Source organism: Listeria grandensis FSL F6-0971, assembly GCF_000525835.1.
GTDB classification, from domain to species: domain Bacteria; phylum Bacillota; class Bacilli; order Lactobacillales; family Listeriaceae; genus Listeria_A; species Listeria_A grandensis.
This window is the reverse complement of sequence record NZ_AODD01000002.1, coordinates 98,017-121,590: the sequence shown is the minus strand read 5'-3', so window position 1 is coordinate 121,590 and position 23,574 is coordinate 98,017. Positions and strand designations below refer to the sequence as shown.

Genomic DNA, 23,574 nt, shown 5'->3' with positions numbered 1-23,574 from the left:
TTAAAACTCCTTCGTCATTGCGCGATGCTCTTCCACATGCGCCCGAAGCACATCAAAACGATCGCTATCAAATTTGTCTAACACTGCTTGCGCTACTTCCCATGCCACAACGGCTTCTGCCACAACGCTTGCCGCAGGAACCGCGCAACTATCAGAACGCTCCACGCTCGCATTAAAGACTTCCTTCGAATCAATGTCTACACTTTGAAGCGGCTTATAAAGTGTCGGAATTGGCTTCATGACACCGCGAACCACGATCGGCATTCCATTTGTCATACCGCCTTCAAAGCCACCAAGATTGTTCGTACGTCTCGTATAGCCGTCTTCTTCCGACCACAGAATCTCATCCATAACTTCACTGCCCGGTTTGCGTGCCGCCTCAAAGCCCACACCAAACTCCGCACCTTTAAATGCATTGATACTCACGATTGCCTGTGCAATTTTGGCATCCAGTTTCCGGTCCCACTGCACGTAGCTTCCAAGCCCAGCCGGCACACCGCCAACCACGACTTCGACTATACCACCAATTGTGTCACCGTTTTTCTTCGCGTCATCGATTTTTTGCTTCATTTCCTCTTCTTTAGCCGTATCCAAACAACGCACCGAAGACGCTTCGGAAATCTCTTGGATCTCCTTAATGGAATAATCTCGCGTCAACTCTGCACGTATGCCGCCAATTTCCAGCACATGTCCTGCAACTTCGATTCCAAGTTCAAGTAACAGCTTCTTCGCAATCGCACCAGCAGCTACACGCACCGTTGTTTCACGTGCTGAAGAACGCTCCAACACATTTCGCATATCACGATGCCCATATTTCATTCCACCGACCAAATCCGCATGGCCTGGGCGTGGACGCGACACTTTACGCGACGCTTCTTTCTCCGCTGGAACTGGTTCAATACTCATCACCGTTTCCCATTTTTTCCAATCTTTATTTTCGACAAAAATCGCAACAGGTGATCCCATCGTTTTTCCATGACGAATCCCCGCAGAAATTTGCGCGCGATCCGTTTCAATCCGCATTCGTGCTCCCCGTCCGTGCCCACCTTGACGTCTTGTTAATTCTTTATTAATATCCTCCGCTAAAAGAGGCATCCCTGCTGGTAAGCCCTCAATAATTGTCGTAAGTCCTGGACCATGCGATTCTCCCGCCGTTAAATATCTCATTTTCTTTCCTTCCTCTCTATGCTTTTTTATATTATAACCTAAAATAGTTTAGCGCTTTAAAGTATATGTGTAATATCATATCATAATTCCTCCGTTGCGTAAACAGGGAAAACGAAAGCACACGAGAATTTCCCATGTGCCAGCCTATTCCTTATCCAATTTATAACCACACATCGATGGCCTTCTCATATGATAGTAGTTCTGCATCATTAAAAAATAGCCCTATTTCACGTTTGGCACTTTCGGCTGAATCCGAACCATGAATCACATTCCGATTCATATGTACCGCAAAGTCTCCGCGAATTGTTCCTTGTTCAGCCTCTAAAGGGTTCGTTTTCCCCATCATTAAACGCGCCATCGCAACCGCTTCGTCACCTTCCCAAACCATGGCAAATACTGGACCCGATGTAATAAAAGCCAACAAATCTGGAAAAAAAGCCTTACCGACATGTTCTGCATAATGCTGTGTTGCCAATGCTTCATCGATTCGCATCAGTTTTGCGCCAACGAGTGTCAATCCTTTTTTCTCCAAGCGCGACACGACCTCACCGATTAACCCGCGCGCGACACCATCCGGTTTTACCATCACATACGTTCTTTCCATGCCTCTACCTCCTAGTATTTTCGCTTGTCCAAAAATTGCACGATTTGCTTTAATGGCTTGAGTTCTTTTGCTGGCGGAAACTCGTCTAGAATAGCGACCGCTTTTTGCAAATAGCTTTCTGCAATTACTTCCGACTTCTCAATAGCACCTGATGCCCTCACCGCTGCAATAAATGCCTGCATCTCTGCTCTTTGCGTCTCTTCTGTGATTTGATGTAAACGCGACTTCAAAGCCTCATCCTCCATCGCGAAAAAGACTGGCAAGGTAATATTACCTTGGCGTAAATCCTCTCCAGCCGGCTTACCGAGCGATTTCTCCGACCCTGTAAAATCTAAAATATCATCCGTGATTTGAAATGACATGCCAACATAATAACCAAATAAGAATAGCTTCCTGTGTAGTTTCGGATCCAGTTGCGCCACGATGCCGCCCAATTGACAACTAGCCGCAATCAAAAGTGCCGTTTTACGCTTAATTCGCCGCAGATAGGTTCGCACATTTTGATTAAAATCGTATTTGGCCCGTAGTTGCTCGATCTCACCAACTGCGAGTTCCACGGTTACTTTGGAAAGCACACGGTGCGCTTCTGGGTCCGCGATTTTGGTCATGTATTCCAACGATTTCGCAAACAAAAAATCTCCCGTATACATCGCAACATGGTTTCCCCATTTTGACTTAATCGTCGGCCGACCACGCCTTACATCCGCATCATCTACCACATCATCATGCACAATCGACGCCATATGTATTAATTCAACCGCGACAGCCGCTTGCTCTACTTGATTCCACTGAAACTGACCGAGGCGTGCTGTTAAACAAACAAAAATCGGTCTAATTCGCTTGCCCCCAGCAGCTAAAAGTTGTCGTGCAGCCTCCTCAATCAGCGGTGCCTGCTCGGATGCTACAGCTACTTGCAACTCGTCCTCAATCGCCGCTACATCCGCCTGAATATTAGAATATAGAAAATTAAGTTTCATCTGCCCCACCTATTGCTCTTTCTTTTTGTACCCAAAATGCGTCGCACTTGCTCCACCACTATGTGGAACGTAGCGAACATGGTCAAATCCAGCTGCTTGAAACATATCTGCTAACTTTTTCATTCCAGGAAATGCTCGTGTCGATTCTTCCAGCCAAGCATACTCTTCATAACTTTTCGCAAATAATTTACCCATTAACGGCATCATATGGCGGAAATAAAAGAAAAACAGCTGGTTATATCCTGGAATCGTCGGTGTCGAAGTATCCAGGCAAGTCAATAATCCGCCTGGCTTTAAGACGCGATGCATCTCGCGTAACACAGTCATATAATCTGGTACGTTGCGCAAACCAAAACCGATCGTCACATAATCAAAGGAACTATCCGCAAACGGCAACACCATCGCATTTCCATGCATCAACGTAATATTCGAAAACGGCGATTCTAGCACTTTCTCTTGCCCAACCGCCAACATATTCTCACTAAAATCAAGTCCGATAGCAGAACCTGTCTCACCAACCGCATCTGCCATCATAAGCGTCCAATCAGCAGTACCACAACACACATCAAGCGCCTTCGTGCCTTGCTTTACACGCATGAGCTCCATCGTTTTCGCACGCCATTTTTCATGTAAGTGGAAACTAATCAAACTGTTCATCCGGTCATAGCTAGGAGAAATTTTTTCAAATACACTGTGCACTTTTTCTTCTTTCGTTTCTATCCTATCCATCATTTCTCCTCCACCTGTCCGAGTAGTTCTTGCAAGCGTTTCTCTGCCATTTCAGAAATCACTAACCCGACCATATTTGCCTTTATTTCACCCTTCACAGTCACAATCAAATCCTCCAACCACGCCTGGAAATCAGCCTGTGCATGCAGCGCCATATAGCCATGTTCGTAAGCTGTTTTAAAAAGTGATTCCCCACTCACCTGAAAATTCCCGCGTTCTCTTAAAAGATATGTCAGCAAAATCGTGTGTGAGGCAACATGAACGAAGGCCCCATCACATCCAAAATAGGTCGCAAACTTCGCAAAAATCGCAGCCTTTGACATCACCAAGTGCGCCAAATAATCTTCATCACCCGTGATATGCAACTGATAAAGATTCACTTTCGCCTCATTGGTTTCCTGCACACCACGCTGCAAAGCCGCCAAAAGATCAATCATTTCAAACTCCGACAACGTCCGGTAATACAGACTACTGTAAAAGTCTCCAGCAAGAACAGTCAGCTGTCTTTCCTGCGATGTTTTTTGCAAATGGTCCTTCGGTTCATCAATCAAGTCATGCGTATCATGAGCTAAGATAACATACAGCGTTGCACTGATTACTTGATGTGCCACCTCGTCTTCTAAATCCGATCCCTTGATCGCCTCATGTAGCCATAACATTTGATCCCTATCCACCTTTGGCCCATCAAAATTATCGCCTAGAAAACGATAAGCTGTTCGATCCAAAATAAGGGCCTCTACTTGTTTCAACTGCGCTACGCCACCCTGATAACTCATTTACAAAATCCCCTTCAAATCTCGTTTATCTTGTGCTCTAAATTATACCATAACAGCTATAAAAACCGCTAGCCCATCTAATTCTTAATTAACGACATAACCTCACTACGCAATTTATCATCATTGCGAAAAGCACCACGAACAGCACTTGTCACCGTCTTCGCACCTGGTTTATTCACACCACGAATCGTCATACACATATGCTCTGCTTCCACAATAACCATGACGCCCAACGGTTTTAATTTGTCCATCATGATCTCAGCAACCGTCGTTGTAATACGCTCTTGCAGTTGCGGACGCTTACTCACGTCATCCACCACACGCGCCAACTTGCTAAGACCAGCAACCCGACCATTCTGCGGTAAATAAGCCACGTGGGCCACACCAAAAAATGGTACTAAATGATGCTCACACATGGATGAGAATCGAATGTCTTTTACTAATACAAGCTCCTCGTGCTGCTCCTCAAAAACAGTATCAAAATGTATCGAAGGATCTTTTTTCAATCCTGAAAATACTTCTTCGTACATTCTCGCTACACGCATTGGTGTATCAAGGAGCCCCTCGCGTTCAGGATTCTCCCCAACTGCTTCTAATATGACCTTTACTGCATCTGCAATTTTCTGTTTATCTATTTGCTCCATTATAATTATAATCCCCTTTACAAACCCGTCGTTATCTACCTCGTTATTTTAACATAGCAAGTAAACGAGGTAAACGTTAATCACTCATAGTCTTGTGGTTACGACAGATAAATCAGCGGCAAGCGTTCGCATTCTGCAAGTTTCGCGGGCTTTCCGGCTCTATTACACAAGTATAGTTGCGTGTCATTTCTCGCATGACCAAAGAAACGTAGCATCTCCCTTTAGGCCTTCATTTGGAGAGGTTATCTTGTGAAATAGTTAACTTGTTTTTAGACGACAAAAAAAGGAATCCCGAGGAACTCCTTTTTTTGTGCTTAAAAAGTGTATGTAATTATTTAACAGCTTCTTTAAGCGCCTTACCTGGTTTGAATGCAGGAACTTTGCTTGCAGGAATGTCAATCTCTTCCTTCGTACGTGGGTTGCGTCCTTTACGGGCAGCACGCTCACGAACTTCAAAGTTACCAAATCCGATTAATTGAACTTTTTCACCTTTAGATAAAGAAGTTTGGATAGTTTCAAAAACAGCTTCTACAGCTTTAGCAGCGTCTTTTTTAGAAAGATCTGCAAGTTCCGCTACGCTATTTACTAAATCAGTTTTGTTTGCCATTGTTTTTTCACCTCCTTAAGAGAATAATACCAAATGAGCAGGTCTTCCTTAACACTTGTATTATCCATTTTCCAAAATAAGCTAAACTTCTATGGAAATTCTAAGAAGAATTTCGGCTGGAATGGCATTTTACTGCCGTTTCAGTGATTCTGATAAAAGATTATCACATTATCCCTACAACTGCAAGGATTTAGAAGCAAAAAGCCTTGTTTTTTACAAAAAAGATTTTCTTGAATACTTCTAGTCCTAGTTCTGGAAACGTGATTGTATCAAGCTGTTAAGCATAATACTAACGCGAGAGACCTATAATAGCAAGTAAAAACACATCAAATAGGAAAAATAGTTCAAATTCCTTAAAAAACGAGCAAAAATCAGCGCTTTTGCCTGACAACTCTAGGTTTCAACTACTATTATCCTTCTAACATCATAGATTGAAATTTCGCCTTTTTTTGTAGCGGTGATTCCAATTCCTTTTTCTAAATAGGCATCTACAGAACCGTACTCTTTTTTCATTTCGTCAAACGCAATCTCTAAGTAAGCAGGCTTCGCTTCTGCCATCGGTCGGAAATTCTCCAGTTGGATTTCTTGCTTGCTACCCGAAAATGCTTCAACAAGTCCAGCCATTTCTCCTAATATCGCGTCGGCATACTGGTTTGTAAGCTCGTAATCCGCTAAAATCGTTTCTTCTGGAACATCTAGTAGTTTTAATAAAAGTGCCCCTAAAACGCCTGTACGGTCTTTTCCCGCCGTGCAATGAAATAGAAACGGGAGTTCCGCACGATCGATGATATCCTCTAAAATTTCACGAAAACCGTCTTTTGAGCGAACAAAGACACGATAGCTTTCTCCCATCAACGGTTCATATACACGATGATCATCTGGGAAGTCCATCTTTTGAGATTCTTCTGGTTCATTTTTTGCGGTACCAATTGGAATGTGACGATTTTCGGTGGCAGGTATGCTTGGTGTCGGTTTTGCCGCAATCTCAGATGTACTGCGCAAATCGCAAATCCACTTAATTCCCATGTTTTCAAGCGCGTTTTTATCCGCAGATGTCAGATTGGTGAGCAAGGAAGAGCGATAGAGTTGCCCCCATTTCACCGTTTTTCCTGCAGTATTTGTGTAGCCTCCTAAATCGCGAAAATTAAAGCATCCTTTGAGCGGAATAATCCGTTCCCCAATCACGTCGCTCGTTCCGTCCGGTTTTTGAATCGTGAAAAACACGGGAATATCTTCCGTGACTAGGAGCAGCTTGTTTTCTTTTGTCACGGTTAATAATTGTTTTTTGGATGCGCTCGGTTGTAACGAATGGCTCTGATAGATGACAGAACCTGCTGGAATATCATCCAATGCCCACGATAGCGCCAACTGATTTCCTGTTCTTTCTGTTTGTATCATAATTTGTCCCTCCAAATTGTATCATTCCACACCTCTATCTTAGCACAAAACAAAAATAAAACCTTCCATGAGCAAGAGGCCCATAAAAGGTTTACTATTCAATATTCTTCTTTTTCTAGCTTACGATCGCGACCCATAAGGCGGTCTACGGCAACCTTAGGATCTTCTTTTTCAAATAATACTTGATAGATTGCTTCGGTGATTGGCATGTCGATCTGAAGCTTTTGTGCCCATTGGTGAACAGCTTTTGCCGTACGCACACCTTCGACAACCATTCCCATATTTTCAAGCACACGCTCTAGGCTTTCACCTTTACCTAGCATATTTCCTGCGCGCCAATTCCGTGAATGGACACTCGTACACGTGACGATTAAATCACCGATACCCGTAAGCCCGTAAAACGTTTGCGGATCAGCACCAGCAGTAACACCCAGTCGTGTAATTTCTGCCATACCACGCGTCATAAGCGCCGCTTTGGCGTTATCACCATAGCCAAGCCCATCTGTAATACCTGCGCCCAGTGCGATAATATTTTTCAAAGCACCGCCGATTTCTGCGCCGATGACGTCTTCGTTCGTATAAATGCGTAAATTATTATTTAAAAAGGCATCCTGAACGATTTCTGCTGCTTTCAAATCTTTAGAACTCGCACAAAGCGTTGTTGGATGGTGACGTACAACTTCCTCGGCGTGACTCGGCCCAGAAAGAACAACGAGCGCAGAACGTTTCTCAGGCGTGATTTCTTCTTCAATCACTTGTGTCATACGCAAATTTGTATCTGGCTCGATACCTTTACTTACGTGTACAAGCAATGTGGGCTCTTTTAAGGCCTTATTTAATTGACTGCAAACAATCCTCATAGCACTTGTTGGAATCGCGATAACGACCATCTGTGCGCCTTCTAAAGCTTCCTCCAATACAAGTGTTGCCCGCATTTTTGGCGAAAGCGTCATATCAGGAAGATAATGTTGATTGGTGTGCGTCGTGTTTAGTTCATCAACCACTTCGGCGTGATTTCCCCAAATAACAACATCATGCCCATTCTCGATCAAAACTAAGGCTAAACCTGTGCCCCAACTGCCAGCACCAAGCACAGCAATCTTTTGTTTTTTCGTCATTAAATTTCGCTCCTTTTATTTTCGTTGTCTTGCGATTAGTCGAATTGGTGTGCCATCAAACGGGAAGGCTTCGCGAATTCGATTTTCTAAGAAACGTTCGTAAGAGAAATGCATCATTTCGGGTTCATTGACAAAGACTACAAACGTTGGTGGTCTTACTGCAACCTGCGTGGTGTAATAAATCTTCAGACGCTTACCTTTATCCATTGGTGATGGGTTCATCGCCACAGCATCCATGATAACATCGTTTAAGAGACTGGATTGCACGCGCAAGGAATGGTTATTGCTGATATCATTAATCATTGGGAATAGGTTCGTCAGGCGTTGTTTCGTTACCGCCGACACGAAAACAATCGGTGCATACGATAAAAATAAGAACTGTTCACGAATATCCTGAATAAACGCGTTCATCGTCTTCTCGTCTTTTTCAATTGCATCCCATTTGTTGACAACGACCAAAATACCGCGTCCAGCTTCGTGTGCATAGCCTGCAATTCGTTTATCTTGCTCGCGAATTCCTTCTTCGGCATTTAGCACGACTAAAACAACGTCGCTTCGTTCAATCGCTCGCATCGCACGTAAAACACTATATTTCTCCGTGGATTCATAGACTTTCCCACGTTTACGCATACCCGCTGTATCGATCATGACGTATTCTTGTCCCTCAAGCTCATACGGGGTATCGATCGCGTCACGCGTCGTTCCAGCAACATCAGAGACAATCACTCGCTGTTCGCCTAAAAGAGCGTTCAAAATAGATGATTTCCCAACATTTGGACGACCGATAAGAGAGAATTTGATGACATTTTCATCGTATTCTTCTTCATCAAGCTCTGGGAACTTCTTGAATACTTCATCCAATAAATCACCAAGTCCTAAACCGTGAGATCCTGAAATAGGAAACGGTTCGCCAAATCCTAAGGAATAGAAATCATAGATTTGATCGCGCATTTCTGGATTATCGACTTTATTAATCGCTAAAACAATCGGTTTTTTTGACCGATACAAAATTTTGGCCACTTGCTCATCAGCATCCGTGACACCTTCACGACCATTTGTAATAAAAATAATGACATCTGCTTCATCGATCGCGATTTCTGCCTGCGCTTTAATTTGCGCTAAAAATGGCTCATCTCCTAAATCGATTCCACCTGTATCTATAATATTAAAATCACGCCCAAGCCAATCAGCCGAATTATAAATCCGGTCCCGTGTGACACCTGGAATATCCTCCACAATCGAGACGCGTTCGCCAACGATGCGGTTGAAAATAGTGGATTTGCCGACGTTCGGACGACCGACAATTGCTACTACTGGTTTAACCATTATTTCACCTTCTTTTTCTTTAAATTACTTTAGACTTTCTTTAGTTTAACAGTAAACGCATCCAGTATCAACTTAAATTTCACAAATAAAAAGCGGGGAGCCAGTAACACGTAAACAATACGTGGTATTGGCTTCCCGCTCTGGCGGATAAAAAAGTTTGATAATGATTTGCTTATTTATCGTCGGTCGTTTTTAGGTTTTTTAGTTTGTCGCCAATTAAGTCACCTAGTTGGAAACCAGTGTTTTCTTCTGGCAACTCATAATCCGTTACTTCCGCAGGCGCTTCTGTTAGCTCTTTAATGCTAAGCGACAAGCGTTTGTCTGCTTCGTTGACGTCGAGTACTTTCACTTCGATCTCTTGACCTTCTTTTAGAACTTCTTGTGGTGTACCGATATGTTGGTGAGAAATTTGCGAAATGTGAACAAGTCCTTCTACACCAGGGAAAATTTCAACAAAAGCACCAAATGTAACAAGACGTGCTACTTTTCCTTTTAAAACGGAACCGACTGGCGCTTTTTCTGAGATATCATCCCAAGGGCCTGGTTGTGTCGCTTTAATGGATAAAGAAATACGCTCATTCGCCGGGTCTACACCGATAACTTTTACTTTCACGGATTGACCTTCTTCTAAAACATCGGATGGCGCTGCGATATGTTGATACGAGATTTGGGAAATGTGAACCAAACCATCAATACCATTCATATCAACGAACGCACCGAAGCTCGTTAGGCGTTGTACTGTACCTTCCACAACGTCGCCTTCTTTGATTTCATTTAAGCGTTCTTGCTTCTTGCCGGATTTCTCTGCCTCGACAACAGCGCGGTGAGATAAAATCACGCGATTGTTCTCTGGCTCAAATTCCACTACTTTGAACGTCAATGTTTGATCTTTATACGATGCAAAGTCTTCTACGAAATGGTCTTCTACAAGCGATGCTGGCACGAATGCACGCACGCCTAAATCAACCACTAGACCGCCTTTTACAACATCGTTAACGACTGCTTCAAATACTTCTCCAGATTCAAATTTTGCTTTGATATCATCTACGGATTGAAGCGCGTCTATTTTACGTTTAGATAACACAAGTACGTCATCTTCTACTTTCAAAACGATTAAATCAAGTGTATCACCAACACTCGCAACATCAGATGCTTGCTCAATATGAACATTAGATAATTCACTGATTGGGACAACACCATCTAATTTGGAATCAGGGATACCAACATACACCTGTTTATCCTCTACACTAGTAACAGTACCAGTGACTTTGTCGCCTTCTTCAAAATTTCTAACTTCTACATCATTCAATTCTTCAGACATGTATAGCCCTCCTCTAAAAACGTTTATCGTAAGCTAGGACCTTCCTAAGATTGACTGTTCCAAGAAAAGCAAGCGCTCACCGCGCCAAAATAAGCATGAATACGACTTCAATCTAATAAGGTTTTAAAAAATCCTAGTGACGAGATAAATTCTCTCTCTACTAACTTCCTACAAATGCGCTCATTTGTCAAGTTTTTTTAAGTTGTTTTTGATGACTTTTTTTTAAACGATCAAAAAATAATTCGCAAGTATAGATTTTTATGATTATTGTATAGACTTAATGCTTGATTTTTGTTTGCGCTAAATCATAAATCGCGGTCGCTACTTCAGCAATGGTCATCGATGTTGTATCGAGCTCAATGGCATCTGCTGCTTTTTGCAAAGGCGAATGTTCTCTTGTGTAGTCTAGGTGATCGCGCTCCTCAATTTCCTTTTTCAGCTGTTCTAGATTGCTTGGAAACCCTTTTGATATATTTTCTTTATAGCGGCGTTCGGCACGCTCATCTACACTTGCGAGTAAAAATATTTTTAGTTCTGCATTTGGTAAAACAGCGGTACCAATGTCACGACCATCCATCACGATACCGCCTTCTTTGGCGAATACTTGTTGTCGTTTTTGTAATTCTTCACGGACAACCGGATGGGCCGCAACCTCTGATACGTTAGCTGTTACTTCCAATGAGCGGATCACATCGGTCACATTTTCTGTACCGACGAATACTTGTTGCACCTCTCCAGGTTCAAAACGAATCGCGGTTTCAGCTAGCATATGGCCAAGCGCCACGGCGTCCCCAAGTGGAAGTTTTTGAAGTAGCGCGGCATAGGTTACTGCACGGTACATCGCTCCTGTATCAAGATAAATATACTGTAATTCTTTCGCGACAATTTTTGCCACCGTGCTTTTTCCTGCAGCGGCAGGACCGTCAATCGCGATACAAATCTTGTTACTCATTTTCTCATTCGACTCCTTTATCTTATCTGAAATTGGTTTGGCAAATCTCTTCTTCCGCAGCAATTAAAACGGCCAATTTCATGCGTGCTTTTTTGCTATCGTAGTCTTTTCCAAGAATGACGCCTTTTTTGTAAAGGTCATATGTGCTACCTTCGTAATCATAGGTTGTGTAAACATTTCCTTCTTCTGCGCTCGTAGAAATAACAATCGGAATCCCCGCAGCTAAAGCACGTTCAATTGCAGGCATCATCCGCGGCGCCACTTGACCACGACCTACACCTTCTAAAACAATGCCATCTGCCCCAGCTTCACGCGCCGCATCAATAAATAACCCATCCGCTTCCAAGTAACATTTCACAATATAGATCGAAGGCATCGCACGTCTGATCGGATATGACTCATGCTCTACAGGCTTTTGATATAAAAAGACTTGATCGTTGTCGATGATGCCTAAATAACCAAAGCCAAAGGCGCTGAATCCTTGAATGTTGGAAGCATGTACTTTTTTGACGTATCGCGCCGCAAAAATACGTTCATTAAAAACGACCACCGTCCCTGTGTTGCGAAGTTCCTCCACACTTGCCGTATAGATGGCGTGCCGAATATTAATATACGCATCCGTTCCAGCCTCGCCAGGCGCCCGTTGCGACCCTGTCACTACAACTGGCCTTGCATCACTAATCGCCAGATCAAGGAAGTACGCGGTCTCCTCCAACGAATCCGTTCCATGCGTTACTACGACCCCATCATATGTATCATCCTCAAAAATTTGCACTACCAAATCCTTCAGCGACAACAAATCTTGAAACGTAATGTGCATCGACGGCAACTGAAATGTCGAGAAAATATCAACCTGGATCTCCGCCGGCAATTCACATAGTGCAGCTAATTCCTGACCCGAGAGTTCTCCCGACGCCAATCTCCCCGACTCCGTTTTCGTACTTGCGATCGTTCCTCCCGTTGTAATCAAAGCTACTTTTGCCAAAAAAAACACCTGCTTCCCAGAAAAAAATCGAGAAAAACGATATCGTGTCATTCTCGATTCTTCTTATTTTGTTTATTGTGGAATCGTGAGCACCGTTCCAATTGGCACATTATCGTTCGTTATTCCATTCGCTTGCTTAATCTTAGCGACATTGGCAGCGACGTTGCTGTTGCCATAAGCTTGACGCGCAATCTTATACAGCGTATCTCCAGCCACAACTGTGTGCGAAGATTTCGCTGCTTTGGCTGCCTCTTCTTCCTTCTTCTTCGCTTCGGCCGCAATACGATCTTGCTCTGCTTTTTTCGCATTGGCCTCTTCTTGTTGTTTGCGTGTTTCTTCTGCTCTCGCTGCTGCTAGGCGCTCTTGTTCCGCTTTTTTGGCAGCTTCCTTCTGAGCGGCTTCTTCTTTTTGCTTCGCTTCGGCTTGTTCTTTCGCGGTTGTTGCTTTCTTTGCTTCCTCTTCTTTGGCTTTAGCCGCTGCTTCTTCTTTCGCTTTCTTATCAGCCGCTGCTTTTTCCTTCGCTTCCTTTACTTTCTCTTCATTGCTTGAAATATTGACCTCTTTCGGTTTCGCCGATGTCGTTTGTGCATTTTCCGTTGTCACCGTATCATCCTTGTTTGGCCCAAAGTTTAGGACGAACAAATACACACCTAAACACACGATCGGAATCAATAAAAAGAAGATAATTAATAAATTCAATATTGGATAGCGAAAAATAGCTTTCTTTGATTTGTTAGCGCGTCTGCTTTGGGAGCGTGATGGAATAGAATCAATATAATCATCGTCGTACTCTTCACCTATTTGTTTCAACTCTTGATCGTCCTCTTTACCCATGTTCTTGTCTTCTTTCCTAACCATGCGCGACCCCTCCTTCGTCCTGATATCTCATCTTCATATCTAATGCCCCAATAAAATTGAACAAGATATGAAATATTATCACAGCCATTAAGTTTTGATTACTAAATTGAAATAGTCCTGCAATAATTATACTAGTTATTGTAACATTGAACAACAGATATACTTTATTTAAATAGCGAAAATGCACAAGCACAAATAAAATGACACTTGCCCAGAAGCCAAAATAAAATTGAATAATCCCGCGGAAAATGAACTCCTCTGTGATTCCAATCAAAATACATAATCCAAGAATGTCCAGTGGTCTCCGGTCTTTAAAAATGAGCAGATTCATTCCACCGTCATCCGTTTGGGAAGCAAGCGATCTAGGCCAATATTGAGTCCTGCCCAAAAACAGGCAAGCAACACCGCAAAAAAGATTACCAGTAAATCATAACTCAATTCCTGCACCCAAACAAAAATACCAGTACTTATAAAAATAATACCAATTCCGAGCGCAATTAACAACCCATTTTGGAGTAAAAAAACACGTGTTATTTCTTTTTTAGACATGTTCCGCATTTTATCTACTGTATTTGCCACATATTTCCCTCATCTCAATAAATACGCGATGTATTTTTGCCAATCTTGTTGCTCTTCTATCACTTCATTATCACCAAAAAAATCAGAAACCTCCATCCCACAAATGTCACAACAATTCACAGGATTCGAAAAACGCGTCGTTTCCTCAAAATAATGCCGAACAAACTGACGCCGACACGTAATTCCTTTCATAAAATTCAAGAAAGTGTAGAGATTTTCTCGTTTCCATCGCTTCCGAAACTGGATTTTTTCTTTGATCTGATTCGGTGTAAATCCAAGCTCCCTATAAAATTCTAAAAAACGGCGCTCCGTCACTGGTAATTGCTCCGTCGAAGCCGGGCTTAAATGCACCAACTCTTCTTCAGGCAAATCACGATCTTGCAATTGCAACTGAATTGCTTCGTCCCCGTCTGCATAAAGCAAAATCGCGACGCTCGGCTTGCCATCACGCCCTGCCCGACCAATCTCCTGCAAATACGCCTCCAAGTCTCCCGGCATATGAAAGTGAATAACATAACGAATGTCCCCTTTATCGATCCCCATTCCAAAAGCACTCGTCGCACAAATAAGGTGCAACTGATTCTGGATAAACTGCTGTTGAATGGTCACCCGGACCTCCCCACTCATATCTCCGTGGTAAAACGCCGTACGTAATCCGTGCTGTTCCGCGATCTCATAAGCATAACGCTCCGCCAACTTCTTACTCGAAAAATAAATAATCCCCGGACCTCGAAGCATCCCCGTTAGCCGCAAAAGTTGCTCCTGTTTTTCGAGCCGCGTCTCGACTTTTTGCACGTGCATCGCGATATTCGGCCGATCCACAGAATGAATCACATCCACACAATCCGTGAGGCGAAGTTGCGTTTTGATATCCATCCTCACTTTTTTTTGTTGCTGTCGCTGTCAAAACAAGTGTAACCGGTGAGCCAAGTTGTTCCCTAACTGCGCCGAGCTCCAAGTAATCCGGTCTAAAATCATGCCCCCATTGCGAAATACAGTGCGCCTCATCGACGACAAACAGACCGATTGTAAGGCTTGCAATCGCCGCCCTGATTCGTTGATTGGCTAACATTTCCGGTGATACAAAAATGAATTTATATTGTCCCAAATTTCCGAGCGCTTGCTGCTTTTCCGGCAAACTTAAAAAGCTATTCAGCGCAATCACACGTTTTTCCCCGTTTGCCCGCATCCGCTCCACCTGGTCTTGCATCAAGGAAAGTAGCGGTGACACAATCAGTACCGCTCCCTTCAATAAATAACCAGATAATTGATAGCAAACCGTTTTCCCAGTCCCCGTCGGCAACATCGCGAAGCAATCATTGCCGTCAAGTACGTGCGACACCACCTCACGCTGTCCTGCCCGAAATGCGCTAAATCCTAAAAACCGCTCTAACTGCTCTTCTAACTGCATGTCGCGCCACTCCTTTTCGCAATCAAAGCCAACCGAATTTGAAAATAATCGAGTTCTGGAAAAGCCTGCTTGATTTCTTTTAATGACTGCCACCCGTGTGCACCTATTCGCAAAACTGTAGCTTCATCGACCCATTCAGAAATATCAAATGCCGGAATCGTTGCTGCAATTTCTACGATATGATCCTGAATCGTGCTCCATTTTAAATGCCGAACCGTCATCATTTTATCAAATGGAACGCCTTGTTCCGCCAATTGCAATGTCTTCCTAGCTGATGTCGTCAGTCCCTCTTCCGCACTCGGCATCAAGCCCGCCAAAAGCGGAAACCCCTGATCCAATCTCCCAAACAACTGATGCAAGCCGTTCAACCAAGCAAAATAATAGTTCCACGGCTCCCTTCCAGTCAGCTCTGCCACTTGAAACGCTGTTTTTCCGATATAATCGCCACCCGAAAAGCGTGGTACAAACAAAGAAGCATCAGCATCCATCAACCATCGTTCAAGCTCTGAGAAAAGATCCGCACGCACAACCTCTTTTGACCGCTCCGCTAAGTGAGTAGCTAACCAATACTTCACCGCTAACTGCGTCTCCTCATCCCGAACAATTGGCAAATAATTCTTCCGTTCATGCTTAAAATTACTAAAAACCTGTATCGCCAACAGCAAACGTTCAAAAAAACGATTCGTCCGATTTTGATATAAAAAGCCGTCTATGTACGGAAATTGCGTCTGAAAAGGGGACGCTATGCCAGGTACCAAAGCAATCCCGTCCTCCGTCACTTCGATCCAGCCCAACTCTTGCAGCCCCGCCAATCTCGCATCAAAACTCCGCTGCCTAAGTGTTGGTAAACACCCGAAAAGCGGCGTCACTTCAAACAGATGCGCATCCTGAACCGCCTGTCCCGTCCTTTTCCCCGTCACAATCGCAAAAAGAAAAGCAGGTTTTCGTTTCAGCGGAAAAGAAGCTATCACACTCAGTATATATTGATCTAACGTGTCCATCCGCCCACCTCTTTTCCATGCTTTTTATTTATTTTAACACGAAAACATTTGTTCGGCGATAGAAATGTGGAAATAAATTCGCTAACTGGACAATATTCCAAGCTCCTTTATAATAGGTACTAGGAAGAATACAAGGAGGTATCCAAATTTCATGAAATATACCATCGTTGATCAAACAACCTGTATCGCTTGTGGCGCCTGCTCCGTTCATGCTCCCGACCTATTTGACTACAATGACGAAGGTTCAGCCTACAGCATGCTCGACCAAAATAGCGGCAATGCGCCCATCCCTGCACCATTCGAAAGCGATGCACTTGATGCAGAACAGGCTTGTCCATCCCTATCCATAAAAATAGCGGATCACCCCTTTCAAGGCGACCCGCTAAAATATGAGCATCACTAATTATCCAAGCATTACACAACGCCGTGATGCTTTTTATCTTTGCTCACTTTCAATTTAACAATCGTATTCTTCAAAATCCATGCTCTCATCCTGCCGTAAACAAGAATGAATACCGCCCCAACGATGATTCCTTTTAATAAGTTAAACGGTACAATCGCTGTTGTCACAAGCGTCGCAATGTTCGTTCCTGCTGGTAAACCGCCGACTGTGATATAAAATGGCAATAAGATAAAGTAATTAAACAGGGACATCATTACCGTCATCGTCACCGTTCCAAGGCCTACAGCTAAAATCATCGCTTTCGTGGAACGCGTATAACGAAATACGTAGTAAATCGGTAACACAAAACAAATGCCCGATAAGAAGTTCGCAAGTTCTCCGATTGGTACCCCAACAAAACTTCCTGTTACTAAATACTCCAACACATTCTTCACAAACTCAATCAAAATAATCGCGAGCGGTCCAAATAATAAGCCACCGATAATAGCAGGAATATCACTGAAATCCAACTTTAAGAATGGTGCACTTGGCAATAGCGGAAACTGGATTAACATGATGACAAATGCCACCGCTCCCAATACTGCAATACTTACAAACGCCTTTAAAGAATACTTCTTCATCAAAATCACTTCTCCTTAGATGTTCATCCTAAGAATCTGCGGTTTCCCCTCTATTCATGCAACGCTACAACGAAAAAAAATCCCTCGTGAAAATAATTCGAGGGATGGTATGTGAAAATCCAAACAAGCATGGTACATTCAAATAAGACCCAGTAAGCCACTGAAAAAACAGTTGCCAAAAACGCCCAATCCAAATAGACCATTACTAGCCAATTTTTCAAGTAGGTGCGCTAAACAATAAGCGAACCAACATCTCCTCCCATCCAGACTATACTGTCGGTTTTGGAATTACACCAAATCAACCATCTCAAAAAGAAACAGTTCGTGGACTTTAACCACCGGTCGGGAATTACACCCTGCCCCGAAGATGAACTATATTTTATTGTGTTACAGCCTCATTGTATCATAAGCTTTTCTTTGCTGTAAAGTCTAGAAAACTCAGCCCCAAGGTATTTCCGTGGAAAGCGATGCTGCAAGTTCTCGACTTTGTGTCAGACGTTTTTTCCGAGCCAAGCTTCGTTCCTTCGCATCACGGCTAATCATTCGCTCCTCATCCGATTGCGCCACAACAGTTGGGACTTCTACGGTTTTCCCGTTATCATCAATCGCTACAAACGTCAAAAAAGAAGTCGCCGCTAAATACCGATCCCCTGTTTTCAAGTTTTCCGCGATCACCTTTACAAAAATCTCCATCGAAGAACGGCCCGTCGAGGCAACATAAGACTCCAAACAAACCGAGTGATCATTTTTAATCGGTTGCAAAAAGTCGACGGAATCTGTCGATGCCGTCACAATGCCAGTACGGCAATGGCGCGACGCACTGATGGAGGCTGTATCGTCAATATACGTCATCAATCGCCCGCCGAACAAGGTATTATGATTATTCGTATCGGACGGAAATACCCGACTTGTTTTAATTACCAATGAATCTTTACAAAATTTTTGCATGCGTTCTGTCACTTTTATCAAACTCCTTTATATATCTGTGGAAAGTGGTAATGTGATGATAAACGTCGAACCTATTCCCACATGGCTTTCCACTGTTATTTTACCATTATGCGCTTCCACGATGTTTTTTACAATCGACAAACCGATACCTGTCCCAGTTTTGCCACGCGTTCTTGCCTTATCGGCTTTATAGAAGCGCTCAAATAGGAATGGAATATCCACTTCGTCAATACCGCTACCGTTATCAATGATTTTAATGACCAATTCATCGGTATGGTAATTCGCTGCTTCATGCACCTCAACCACGCCTTCATAATCTTCTCGACCTGTGTGTCTGATCGCATTCATGATTAAGTTCACCAGCACTTGCTCCATCCGATCAGGGTCAAACGTATACTCAAGATCTGGATCATCCATCACTAGCTTCAAGGCAACATTGTTATCCTTCGCCAACACCTCGAAATTCGAAACGACCTTATCCAAAAATGGTACCATTGGCAAGCGTTGTTTCTCCAACTGCTCAAACCCAGCTTCCATCCTTGCCAAATCAAGCATATCATTGACCAAACGACCAATGCGGAGCGACTCGTCATAAATAATTTGCGCAAATTCACGCACCTCTTCATCTGTTTGAGCAACACCGTCTATAATGGCCTCGCTATAGCCCTGCAACATCGAAATTGGCGTCCGCAATTCATGAGACACATTATTCACAAAGTCGGTTTTCATCTTCTCTAGGCGTTTCTCCTCTGTCATATCACGGATAACCGTCACGATACTCCGAATATCATCACCATTATACAACAACGTCAAAATCGCAACATACGTCTGATCCCCAAACACAATGTCGCCCACCTGCTCCTCACGTGTTTCCAGAATATTCGTCAACATCACATCTAAATTCGGTGGAATCAATACCTTATTCTCATTTTCGGTCGAGAAAAACCAATCATGCAAAAATTGTTCCGCAGGCGGGTTGCTCAAAATAATAGTCTTATCGATATTAAACTTAATAACACCATCGGCCATACCGACTAGAATATTAGATAGTTGCTCCTTCTCCTGCCTTAGCGCACTAATATTATATTTCAGTTGCTGCGCCATCTTATTAAAGGCAATCCCTAAATCCCCAATTTCATCATGCGTATAGGTGGGCACCCGATTGTCAAAATTCCCCTTAGAAACAGCAATCGCAATTTTTTTCATTTCCCTGAGCGGATACGCCATCCGGGATGACAAAATAAAGGACAGAATCGAGGTCACCAAAACCGCCATAATCCCTGATATAATCAAGGTTCTCGTCACTTGCCCCGTAATTTTCAAGATATCCCCATACGACCTGTATACATAGACCGTACTAATATTCCCATCCAATGTTTTAAAACGTTGCGCTCCCATATGTACCGTTTCATTATTCGAATCATCGTGAAAATTATATTCTTCGCTTACATAGCCACCTTTAGAAAGCCGTTCATTCAACTTCTTATCGTTGAATAAATGTTGGTACGCAGCATCATCTAAATGCATGGATGTCTGTTGCGATGCCACTACCTCTCCCTTTTGCTCTACAATAACTCCTGTTGAATTATCCAACAACTGAAAAGCCGATCCAATTACATCTAAACCCGTTCCAGCCTCAATTAAGTTACCAATCTGTTCTGTCGTCGCTTCAATCCCGTGAGCAATCTGTTCCGTATTTTTATCATCATAAATAATTGCAATGAAAAATCCAGTTGCCACTAAAACACCCGTGAGCAAAAGAATAATCGTACCCCATATTTTTCCTACGATACTGTGCCAAAACTTCATGTTCATCAGCCCTTTAATCTGAATTTCCGATTCATCGTTACTTGCAAGTTTACATTTCTCTATCCCATTTTGCAAAAAATAAGCGCTAAAATCAAGAAAAAGATAGGTTTTGTCACAAATTACATAACGTTAACCTATCTACCTATATCCATATTACTCTGTTTCTGTCACTTCAAACTTATACCCCAAGCCCCAAACCGTCACAATCATCTTGGCAGCTTCTTCGGATACATCGTATAATTTCTCGCGAAGACGCTTCACGTGCGTATCAATGGTACGTAAATCGCCGAAAAATTCATAGCGCCAAACTTCTTTTAATAACGATTCCCGGTCAAATACTTTATCCGGTGATTTCGCTAAATAATATAGCAAGTCATATTCTTTTGGTGTCAAGTTTATTTCCTGACCTTCAACAATGACCCGATGCGCCTCATTATCAATTTTTAAATGTGGGAACGTAATGACATCACCTGGCACGCTTGCTGCAACTGGTTGGCTATGTTGTTGCGCGCGCCGTAATACAGCCTTGACTCGCAACACAACCTCACGAGGACTAAACGGCTTCACGATGTAATCGTCTGCACCGACCTCAAACCCTTGAACACGGTTTGCTTCCTCTCCTTTAGCGGTCAACATAACAACCGGAGTCGCTTTATATTCACGTAATTCCCGACAAACCTCAATGCCATCTTTTCCTGGCATCATCAAATCAAGCAAAATCACATCATAACTATTATCAATTGCGAGTTGCAACGCCTGATCGCCGTCACTAGCCTCTTCAATTTTATAATTCTCACGTTCGAGATACATCTTCAGTAAACGCCTGATTCGGTCTTCGTCATCCACAACGAGAATTTTAACTTGCTCACTCATAGGTAATCATCCCCTTACTCGTTTCTCTAAAAACTGAAACTTATTTCGGTATGTAATCATTATGTTTGCATATATTGCTAGTCTTTCGTACCTTTTTATTGACATTTTGTTCACATCTCTACCAACAACACAGAACAACCCCTATAAAAAAGAAATCTATTGTCCTTGCACAAATTATACATGCTTTTTTTTATTTTAGCTATTTTTAAGCCTTCCTTTGTGAAAAAAAGTGAATGATTTACATACAATGACAACAAAAAACTAGGGATAATGGCATAGGCATCCCTAGTTTTTCATTGGAAAAAGTAAGATTATCTGTCAAAATGCACCATGGCTGTATTTTCTCTGAATCCCTAGGATATTCATCAGCAGACACTTTTATTTTTTATCACCAAACTGCGTGTAGGCTTTTAATTTTTTTACTTCGTGATGTGTCAATTCTCTGCGCTCGCCTGCATTTAAACCCTTTAAATCTAGAAAGGCGTATGCTTCACGTGACAACTTTTGCACAGGATGACCAATGGTATCAAACATTTTACGAACTTGGCGATTACGGCTTCATGGATAATAACCTCAATGATCGCTTTTTCTTTCTTTTTATCGAATGATTGCATACGAACTTTCGCTTTCGCTGTTTTACGACCTTCCATCATCACGCCATTTTCCAATTTACGCAAGGCCTCACGCGAAGGAATTCCTTTGACACGAGCAATATACGTTTTTTCTACTTCAAACTTCGGATGCATGAGCTGGTTCGCAAAATCACCATCATTGGTCATCAATAACAACCCTGATGTATCATAATCTAGACGCCCCACTGGATACAAACGCTCTGGAATATCCGTGAAAAAGTCTGATACGACGCGTCGTTTTTTATCATCCGATACCGCCGACATAACACTGCGCGGTTTGTACAAAAGAAAGTAACGCTTGACTTCCTGTGTCAACTCGATGCCGTTCACTTCGATTTTATCTGAGTTACCGACCTTTAATCCCAGTTCGCGAACAACCTTGCCATTTACTTTTACCTTACCTTCTTCGATCATTACTTCTGCTTTTCTTCGCGATGTGATCCCTGCATTCGCAATTACTTTTTGCAATCGTTCCATCTTGCACCTCTTTTTAGCTATTCACTAATTATTATTTCATCGTCTATTTCCCAGCAAAACGGTCAAAAAACAAGTCCATTTCATCTTGGATCATTTCCTCCGAATCGACAGTATCCATCGATGGTAAGTCTTCTAGTTTATTTAATCCAAAGCAATCCAAAAACTCAGAAGTCGTCACATATAGTTTAGCACGACCGGCACCTTCTACGCGACCTTTATCCATTATAAGCCTTTGGCGGTCAGCGTATGAATCGGACCATCTGTTTTCACGCCACGAATATCATCGATTTCCATCCGTGTAATTGGTTGCCGATAAGCAATGATCGCAAGCGTCTCGAGCGAAGCCTGTGAAAGAGCCGTACTTCCCGGCACTTCTACCAATTTTCGCAAGTAGGCGGCATGCTCTTTTTTTGTGGCTAGTTGAAACGTTCCCGCAAGCTCTAAAAGAACAATACCACGTTCTGCCGTTTTTGCATAGCTATCGCTGAGCGTCTCCAACAAATTAAGCGCCTCAATATGACTGATTTCCATAACTTCTGTTAACTGCTTCGTGCTCAACCCTTCATCGCCTGCTGCAAAAAGCAAACTCTCAAGGATTCCTAATTTTTTATTCACGCCTCATCTTCACCTCTACTAAAAACATATAACTTCGCAAAACTACCCGACTGTGAAACACTAATTTGGCGCCGTTTCATTAACTCCAACACCGCTAAAAAAGTGACGATCAAATCATCTTTCGTCGCCGCATCAAAAAGGGCTTCGAATGCCACCCGACCATGCGCCGCTTCAATCCGATCCATCACATCATTCATACGCTGATCAATCGAAATTTCTTGCTTCGTAATCCGCGTATGAAGGGGCTCGGCAAGCTTCTTACGGCGTAACATCTTGTGAAACGCACCTAACATATCATTTAACGACACGTCCAGATTAGCTTGTTTCCCAGACGTATCATACTCACCCAAATCCATCGGCGCCTTTCCAAAATAAAAATTGCGCTCTGATTCTTTTTCCTTTAACTGTTTTGCAGCCTCTTTGAAACGCTTATATTCCATCAGCTTTTCAACCAATTCATCACGGGGATCGACGGAATCATCAAACTCCTCAAAATCGATTTCAAGCTCCTGTTTTGGCAGTAACATCTTGCTCTTAATCGCTAGGAGCGTCGCTGCCATCACCAAATACTCACTCGCTACGTCGAGCTCCATTTCCTTCATCAAATGGATGTATTCCAAATACTGATCTGTAATATCCGCCATTGGAATATCGTAAATATCAATTTCCAATTGTTGAATCAGTTGGAGGAGCAAATCAAGCGGCCCCTCAAACGCCTCTACCTTAAAATTAATTCCAGTCATG

At 42.9% G+C, this 23,574-nt stretch carries 22 protein-coding genes, 4 pseudogenes and 1 riboswitch; of the genes and pseudogenes, 1 reads left to right on the top strand and 25 read right to left on the bottom strand.

Annotation, left to right across the window (positions count from 1 at the left end; all coding sequences use genetic code 11):
* From aroC to PGRAN_RS01085, 18 genes and pseudogenes are all read right to left on the bottom strand, one after another.
* Positions 1-1,167 carry a chorismate synthase gene (aroC, locus tag PGRAN_RS01165; RefSeq protein WP_036064380.1) on the bottom strand — a complete coding sequence of 389 codons (1,167 nt, stop codon included), beginning with the start codon at positions 1,165-1,167 and terminating at the stop codon, positions 1-3.
* Between the two features lie 160 nt (positions 1,168-1,327).
* Entirely contained in the window at positions 1,328-1,771 is a 444-nt protein-coding gene (gene ndk, locus PGRAN_RS01160; protein ID WP_036064378.1) for a nucleoside-diphosphate kinase, read from the bottom strand.
* Between the two features lie 11 nt (positions 1,772-1,782).
* Positions 1,783-2,748, bottom strand: coding sequence for a heptaprenyl diphosphate synthase component II (hepT, locus tag PGRAN_RS01155; protein ID WP_036064377.1), 966 nt, complete (start codon positions 2,746-2,748; stop codon positions 1,783-1,785).
* Between the two features lie 9 nt (positions 2,749-2,757).
* Positions 2,758-3,477, bottom strand: coding sequence for a demethylmenaquinone methyltransferase (locus tag PGRAN_RS01150; RefSeq protein ID WP_036064375.1), 720 nt, complete (start codon positions 3,475-3,477; stop codon positions 2,758-2,760).
* On the bottom strand, positions 3,477-4,253 hold the full coding sequence (locus PGRAN_RS01145; protein ID WP_036064373.1) for a heptaprenyl diphosphate synthase component 1: 777 nt from the start codon (positions 4,251-4,253) through the stop codon (positions 3,477-3,479). Before PGRAN_RS01145 ends, PGRAN_RS01150 begins: the two co-directional genes overlap by 1 nt.
* 77 nt (positions 4,254-4,330) lie before the next feature.
* Positions 4,331-4,897, bottom strand: coding sequence for a GTP cyclohydrolase I FolE (gene folE / locus PGRAN_RS01140; RefSeq protein ID WP_036064370.1), 567 nt, complete (start codon positions 4,895-4,897; stop codon positions 4,331-4,333).
* Between the two features lie 331 nt (positions 4,898-5,228).
* Positions 5,229-5,504 carry an HU family DNA-binding protein gene (locus tag PGRAN_RS01135; protein WP_003720260.1) on the bottom strand — a complete coding sequence of 92 codons (276 nt, stop codon included), beginning with the start codon at positions 5,502-5,504 and terminating at the stop codon, positions 5,229-5,231.
* 410 nt (positions 5,505-5,914) lie between these two features.
* Positions 5,915-6,899: pseudogene (locus PGRAN_RS01130) on the bottom strand (tyrosine-protein phosphatase).
* Positions 6,900-7,000: 101 nt separating this feature from the next.
* Positions 7,001-8,020, bottom strand: a complete 1,020-nt coding sequence (locus PGRAN_RS01125; RefSeq protein ID WP_036064368.1) for an NAD(P)H-dependent glycerol-3-phosphate dehydrogenase — start codon at positions 8,018-8,020, stop codon at positions 7,001-7,003.
* Positions 8,021-8,035: 15 nt separating this feature from the next.
* Positions 8,036-9,346 carry a ribosome biogenesis GTPase Der gene (gene der, locus PGRAN_RS01120; protein WP_036064366.1) on the bottom strand — a complete coding sequence of 437 codons (1,311 nt, stop codon included), beginning with the start codon at positions 9,344-9,346 and terminating at the stop codon, positions 8,036-8,038.
* Positions 9,347-9,518: 172 nt separating this feature from the next.
* Complete coding sequence (gene rpsA, locus PGRAN_RS01115) at positions 9,519-10,667, bottom strand: 30S ribosomal protein S1 (protein ID WP_036064364.1); 1,149 nt, start codon at positions 10,665-10,667, stop codon at positions 9,519-9,521.
* 277 nt (positions 10,668-10,944) lie between these two features.
* Positions 10,945-11,619, bottom strand: a complete 675-nt coding sequence (gene cmk, locus PGRAN_RS01110; RefSeq protein ID WP_036064361.1) for a (d)CMP kinase — start codon at positions 11,617-11,619, stop codon at positions 10,945-10,947.
* A gap of 22 nt (positions 11,620-11,641) precedes the next feature.
* Complete coding sequence (locus tag PGRAN_RS01105) at positions 11,642-12,604, bottom strand: asparaginase (protein WP_036065196.1); 963 nt, start codon at positions 12,602-12,604, stop codon at positions 11,642-11,644.
* 72 nt (positions 12,605-12,676) lie between these two features.
* Positions 12,677-13,462, bottom strand: a complete 786-nt coding sequence (locus PGRAN_RS01100; protein ID WP_036064359.1) for a LysM peptidoglycan-binding domain-containing protein — start codon at positions 13,460-13,462, stop codon at positions 12,677-12,679.
* Positions 13,455-13,793 carry a CPBP family intramembrane glutamic endopeptidase gene (locus PGRAN_RS17670; RefSeq protein WP_051998367.1) on the bottom strand — a complete coding sequence of 113 codons (339 nt, stop codon included), beginning with the start codon at positions 13,791-13,793 and terminating at the stop codon, positions 13,455-13,457. Before PGRAN_RS17670 ends, PGRAN_RS01100 begins: the two co-directional genes overlap by 8 nt.
* Positions 13,790-14,041, bottom strand: a complete 252-nt coding sequence (locus PGRAN_RS15405; RefSeq protein WP_051998366.1) for a hypothetical protein — start codon at positions 14,039-14,041, stop codon at positions 13,790-13,792. Before PGRAN_RS15405 ends, PGRAN_RS17670 begins: the two co-directional genes overlap by 4 nt.
* A gap of 9 nt (positions 14,042-14,050) precedes the next feature.
* Positions 14,051-15,452 (bottom strand): annotated as a pseudogene (locus PGRAN_RS01090) (RecQ family ATP-dependent DNA helicase).
* Positions 15,443-16,453: a YpbB family protein gene (locus PGRAN_RS01085; RefSeq protein WP_036064357.1), complete on the bottom strand. Its 1,011-nt coding sequence runs from the start codon at positions 16,451-16,453 to the stop codon at positions 15,443-15,445. Before PGRAN_RS01085 ends, PGRAN_RS01090 begins: the two are co-directional and overlap by 10 nt.
* A 151-nt stretch (positions 16,454-16,604) precedes the next feature.
* Between PGRAN_RS01085 and PGRAN_RS01080 the strand changes: the two genes are divergently transcribed.
* Positions 16,605-16,856: a ferredoxin gene (locus PGRAN_RS01080; RefSeq protein ID WP_036064355.1), complete on the top strand. Its 252-nt coding sequence runs from the start codon at positions 16,605-16,607 to the stop codon at positions 16,854-16,856.
* Positions 16,857-16,867: 11 nt separating this feature from the next.
* Here the strand turns inward: PGRAN_RS01080 and PGRAN_RS01075 are convergent, their stop codons facing one another.
* The 7 genes and pseudogenes from PGRAN_RS01075 to PGRAN_RS01045 all read right to left on the bottom strand — a co-directional run bounded on the left by PGRAN_RS01075 (position 16,868) and on the right by PGRAN_RS01045 (position 23,573).
* Positions 16,868-17,476, bottom strand: a complete 609-nt coding sequence (locus PGRAN_RS01075) for an ECF transporter S component (protein WP_036064353.1) — start codon at positions 17,474-17,476, stop codon at positions 16,868-16,870.
* 247 nt (positions 17,477-17,723) lie between these two features.
* Positions 17,724-17,849: riboswitch (FMN riboswitch) on the bottom strand.
* 65 nt (positions 17,850-17,914) lie between these two features.
* Complete coding sequence (locus tag PGRAN_RS01070) at positions 17,915-18,424, bottom strand: acyl-CoA thioesterase (RefSeq protein WP_221638698.1); 510 nt, start codon at positions 18,422-18,424, stop codon at positions 17,915-17,917.
* Between the two features lie 27 nt (positions 18,425-18,451).
* Positions 18,452-20,233: a HAMP domain-containing sensor histidine kinase gene (locus tag PGRAN_RS01065; protein ID WP_036065192.1), complete on the bottom strand. Its 1,782-nt coding sequence runs from the start codon at positions 20,231-20,233 to the stop codon at positions 18,452-18,454.
* Between the two features lie 153 nt (positions 20,234-20,386).
* On the bottom strand, positions 20,387-21,106 hold the full coding sequence (locus PGRAN_RS01060) for a response regulator transcription factor (protein ID WP_036064349.1): 720 nt from the start codon (positions 21,104-21,106) through the stop codon (positions 20,387-20,389).
* Positions 21,107-21,484: 378 nt separating this feature from the next.
* A pseudogene (locus tag PGRAN_RS01055) lies at positions 21,485-22,215 on the bottom strand (pseudouridine synthase).
* Positions 22,216-22,258: 43 nt separating this feature from the next.
* Positions 22,259-22,830: pseudogene (scpB, locus tag PGRAN_RS01050) on the bottom strand (SMC-Scp complex subunit ScpB).
* The gene (locus tag PGRAN_RS01045) at positions 22,827-23,573 is read right to left on the bottom strand and encodes a segregation/condensation protein A (RefSeq protein ID WP_036064347.1); all 747 of its coding nucleotides are present in this window, start codon (positions 23,571-23,573) and stop codon (positions 22,827-22,829) included. The pseudogene scpB and the gene PGRAN_RS01045 overlap by 4 nt, the downstream one beginning before the upstream one ends.
* Position 23,574: the final 1 nt, after the last annotated feature.

Excerpts from the sequence above, each read along its gene's own strand:
- aroC (WP_036064380.1), bottom strand. The coding sequence starts at position 1,167 with ATGAGATATTTAACGGCGGGAGAATCGCATGGTCCAGGACTTACGACA.
- ndk (WP_036064378.1), bottom strand. The coding sequence starts at position 1,771 with ATGGAAAGAACGTATGTGATGGTAAAACCGGATGGTGTCGCGCGCGGG.
- hepT (WP_036064377.1), bottom strand. The coding sequence starts at position 2,748 with ATGAAACTTAATTTTCTATATTCTAATATTCAGGCGGATGTAGCGGCG.
- PGRAN_RS01150 (WP_036064375.1), bottom strand. The coding sequence starts at position 3,477 with ATGGATAGGATAGAAACGAAAGAAGAAAAAGTGCACAGTGTATTTGAA.
- PGRAN_RS01145 (WP_036064373.1), bottom strand. The coding sequence starts at position 4,253 with ATGAGTTATCAGGGTGGCGTAGCGCAGTTGAAACAAGTAGAGGCCCTT.
- folE (WP_036064370.1), bottom strand. The coding sequence starts at position 4,897 with ATGGAGCAAATAGATAAACAGAAAATTGCAGATGCAGTAAAGGTCATA.
- PGRAN_RS01135 (WP_003720260.1), bottom strand. The coding sequence starts at position 5,504 with ATGGCAAACAAAACTGATTTAGTAAATAGCGTAGCGGAACTTGCAGAT.
- PGRAN_RS01125 (WP_036064368.1), bottom strand. The coding sequence starts at position 8,020 with ATGACGAAAAAACAAAAGATTGCTGTGCTTGGTGCTGGCAGTTGGGGC.
- der (WP_036064366.1), bottom strand. The coding sequence starts at position 9,346 with ATGGTTAAACCAGTAGTAGCAATTGTCGGTCGTCCGAACGTCGGCAAA.
- rpsA (WP_036064364.1), bottom strand. The coding sequence starts at position 10,667 with ATGTCTGAAGAATTGAATGATGTAGAAGTTAGAAATTTTGAAGAAGGC.
- cmk (WP_036064361.1), bottom strand. The coding sequence starts at position 11,619 with ATGAGTAACAAGATTTGTATCGCGATTGACGGTCCTGCCGCTGCAGGA.
- PGRAN_RS01100 (WP_036064359.1), bottom strand. The coding sequence starts at position 13,462 with ATGGTTAGGAAAGAAGACAAGAACATGGGTAAAGAGGACGATCAAGAG.
- PGRAN_RS17670 (WP_051998367.1), bottom strand. The coding sequence starts at position 13,793 with ATGAATCTGCTCATTTTTAAAGACCGGAGACCACTGGACATTCTTGGA.
- PGRAN_RS01085 (WP_036064357.1), bottom strand. The coding sequence starts at position 16,453 with ATGGACACGTTAGATCAATATATACTGAGTGTGATAGCTTCTTTTCCG.
- PGRAN_RS01080 (WP_036064355.1), top strand. The coding sequence starts at position 16,605 with ATGAAATATACCATCGTTGATCAAACAACCTGTATCGCTTGTGGCGCC.
- PGRAN_RS01075 (WP_036064353.1), bottom strand. The coding sequence starts at position 17,476 with ATGAAGAAGTATTCTTTAAAGGCGTTTGTAAGTATTGCAGTATTGGGA.
- PGRAN_RS01070 (WP_221638698.1), bottom strand. The coding sequence starts at position 18,424 with ATGCAAAAATTTTGTAAAGATTCATTGGTAATTAAAACAAGTCGGGTA.
- PGRAN_RS01065 (WP_036065192.1), bottom strand. The coding sequence starts at position 20,233 with ATGAAGTTTTGGCACAGTATCGTAGGAAAAATATGGGGTACGATTATT.
- PGRAN_RS01060 (WP_036064349.1), bottom strand. The coding sequence starts at position 21,106 with ATGAGTGAGCAAGTTAAAATTCTCGTTGTGGATGACGAAGACCGAATC.
- PGRAN_RS01045 (WP_036064347.1), bottom strand. The coding sequence starts at position 23,573 with ATGACTGGAATTAATTTTAAGGTAGAGGCGTTTGAGGGGCCGCTTGAT.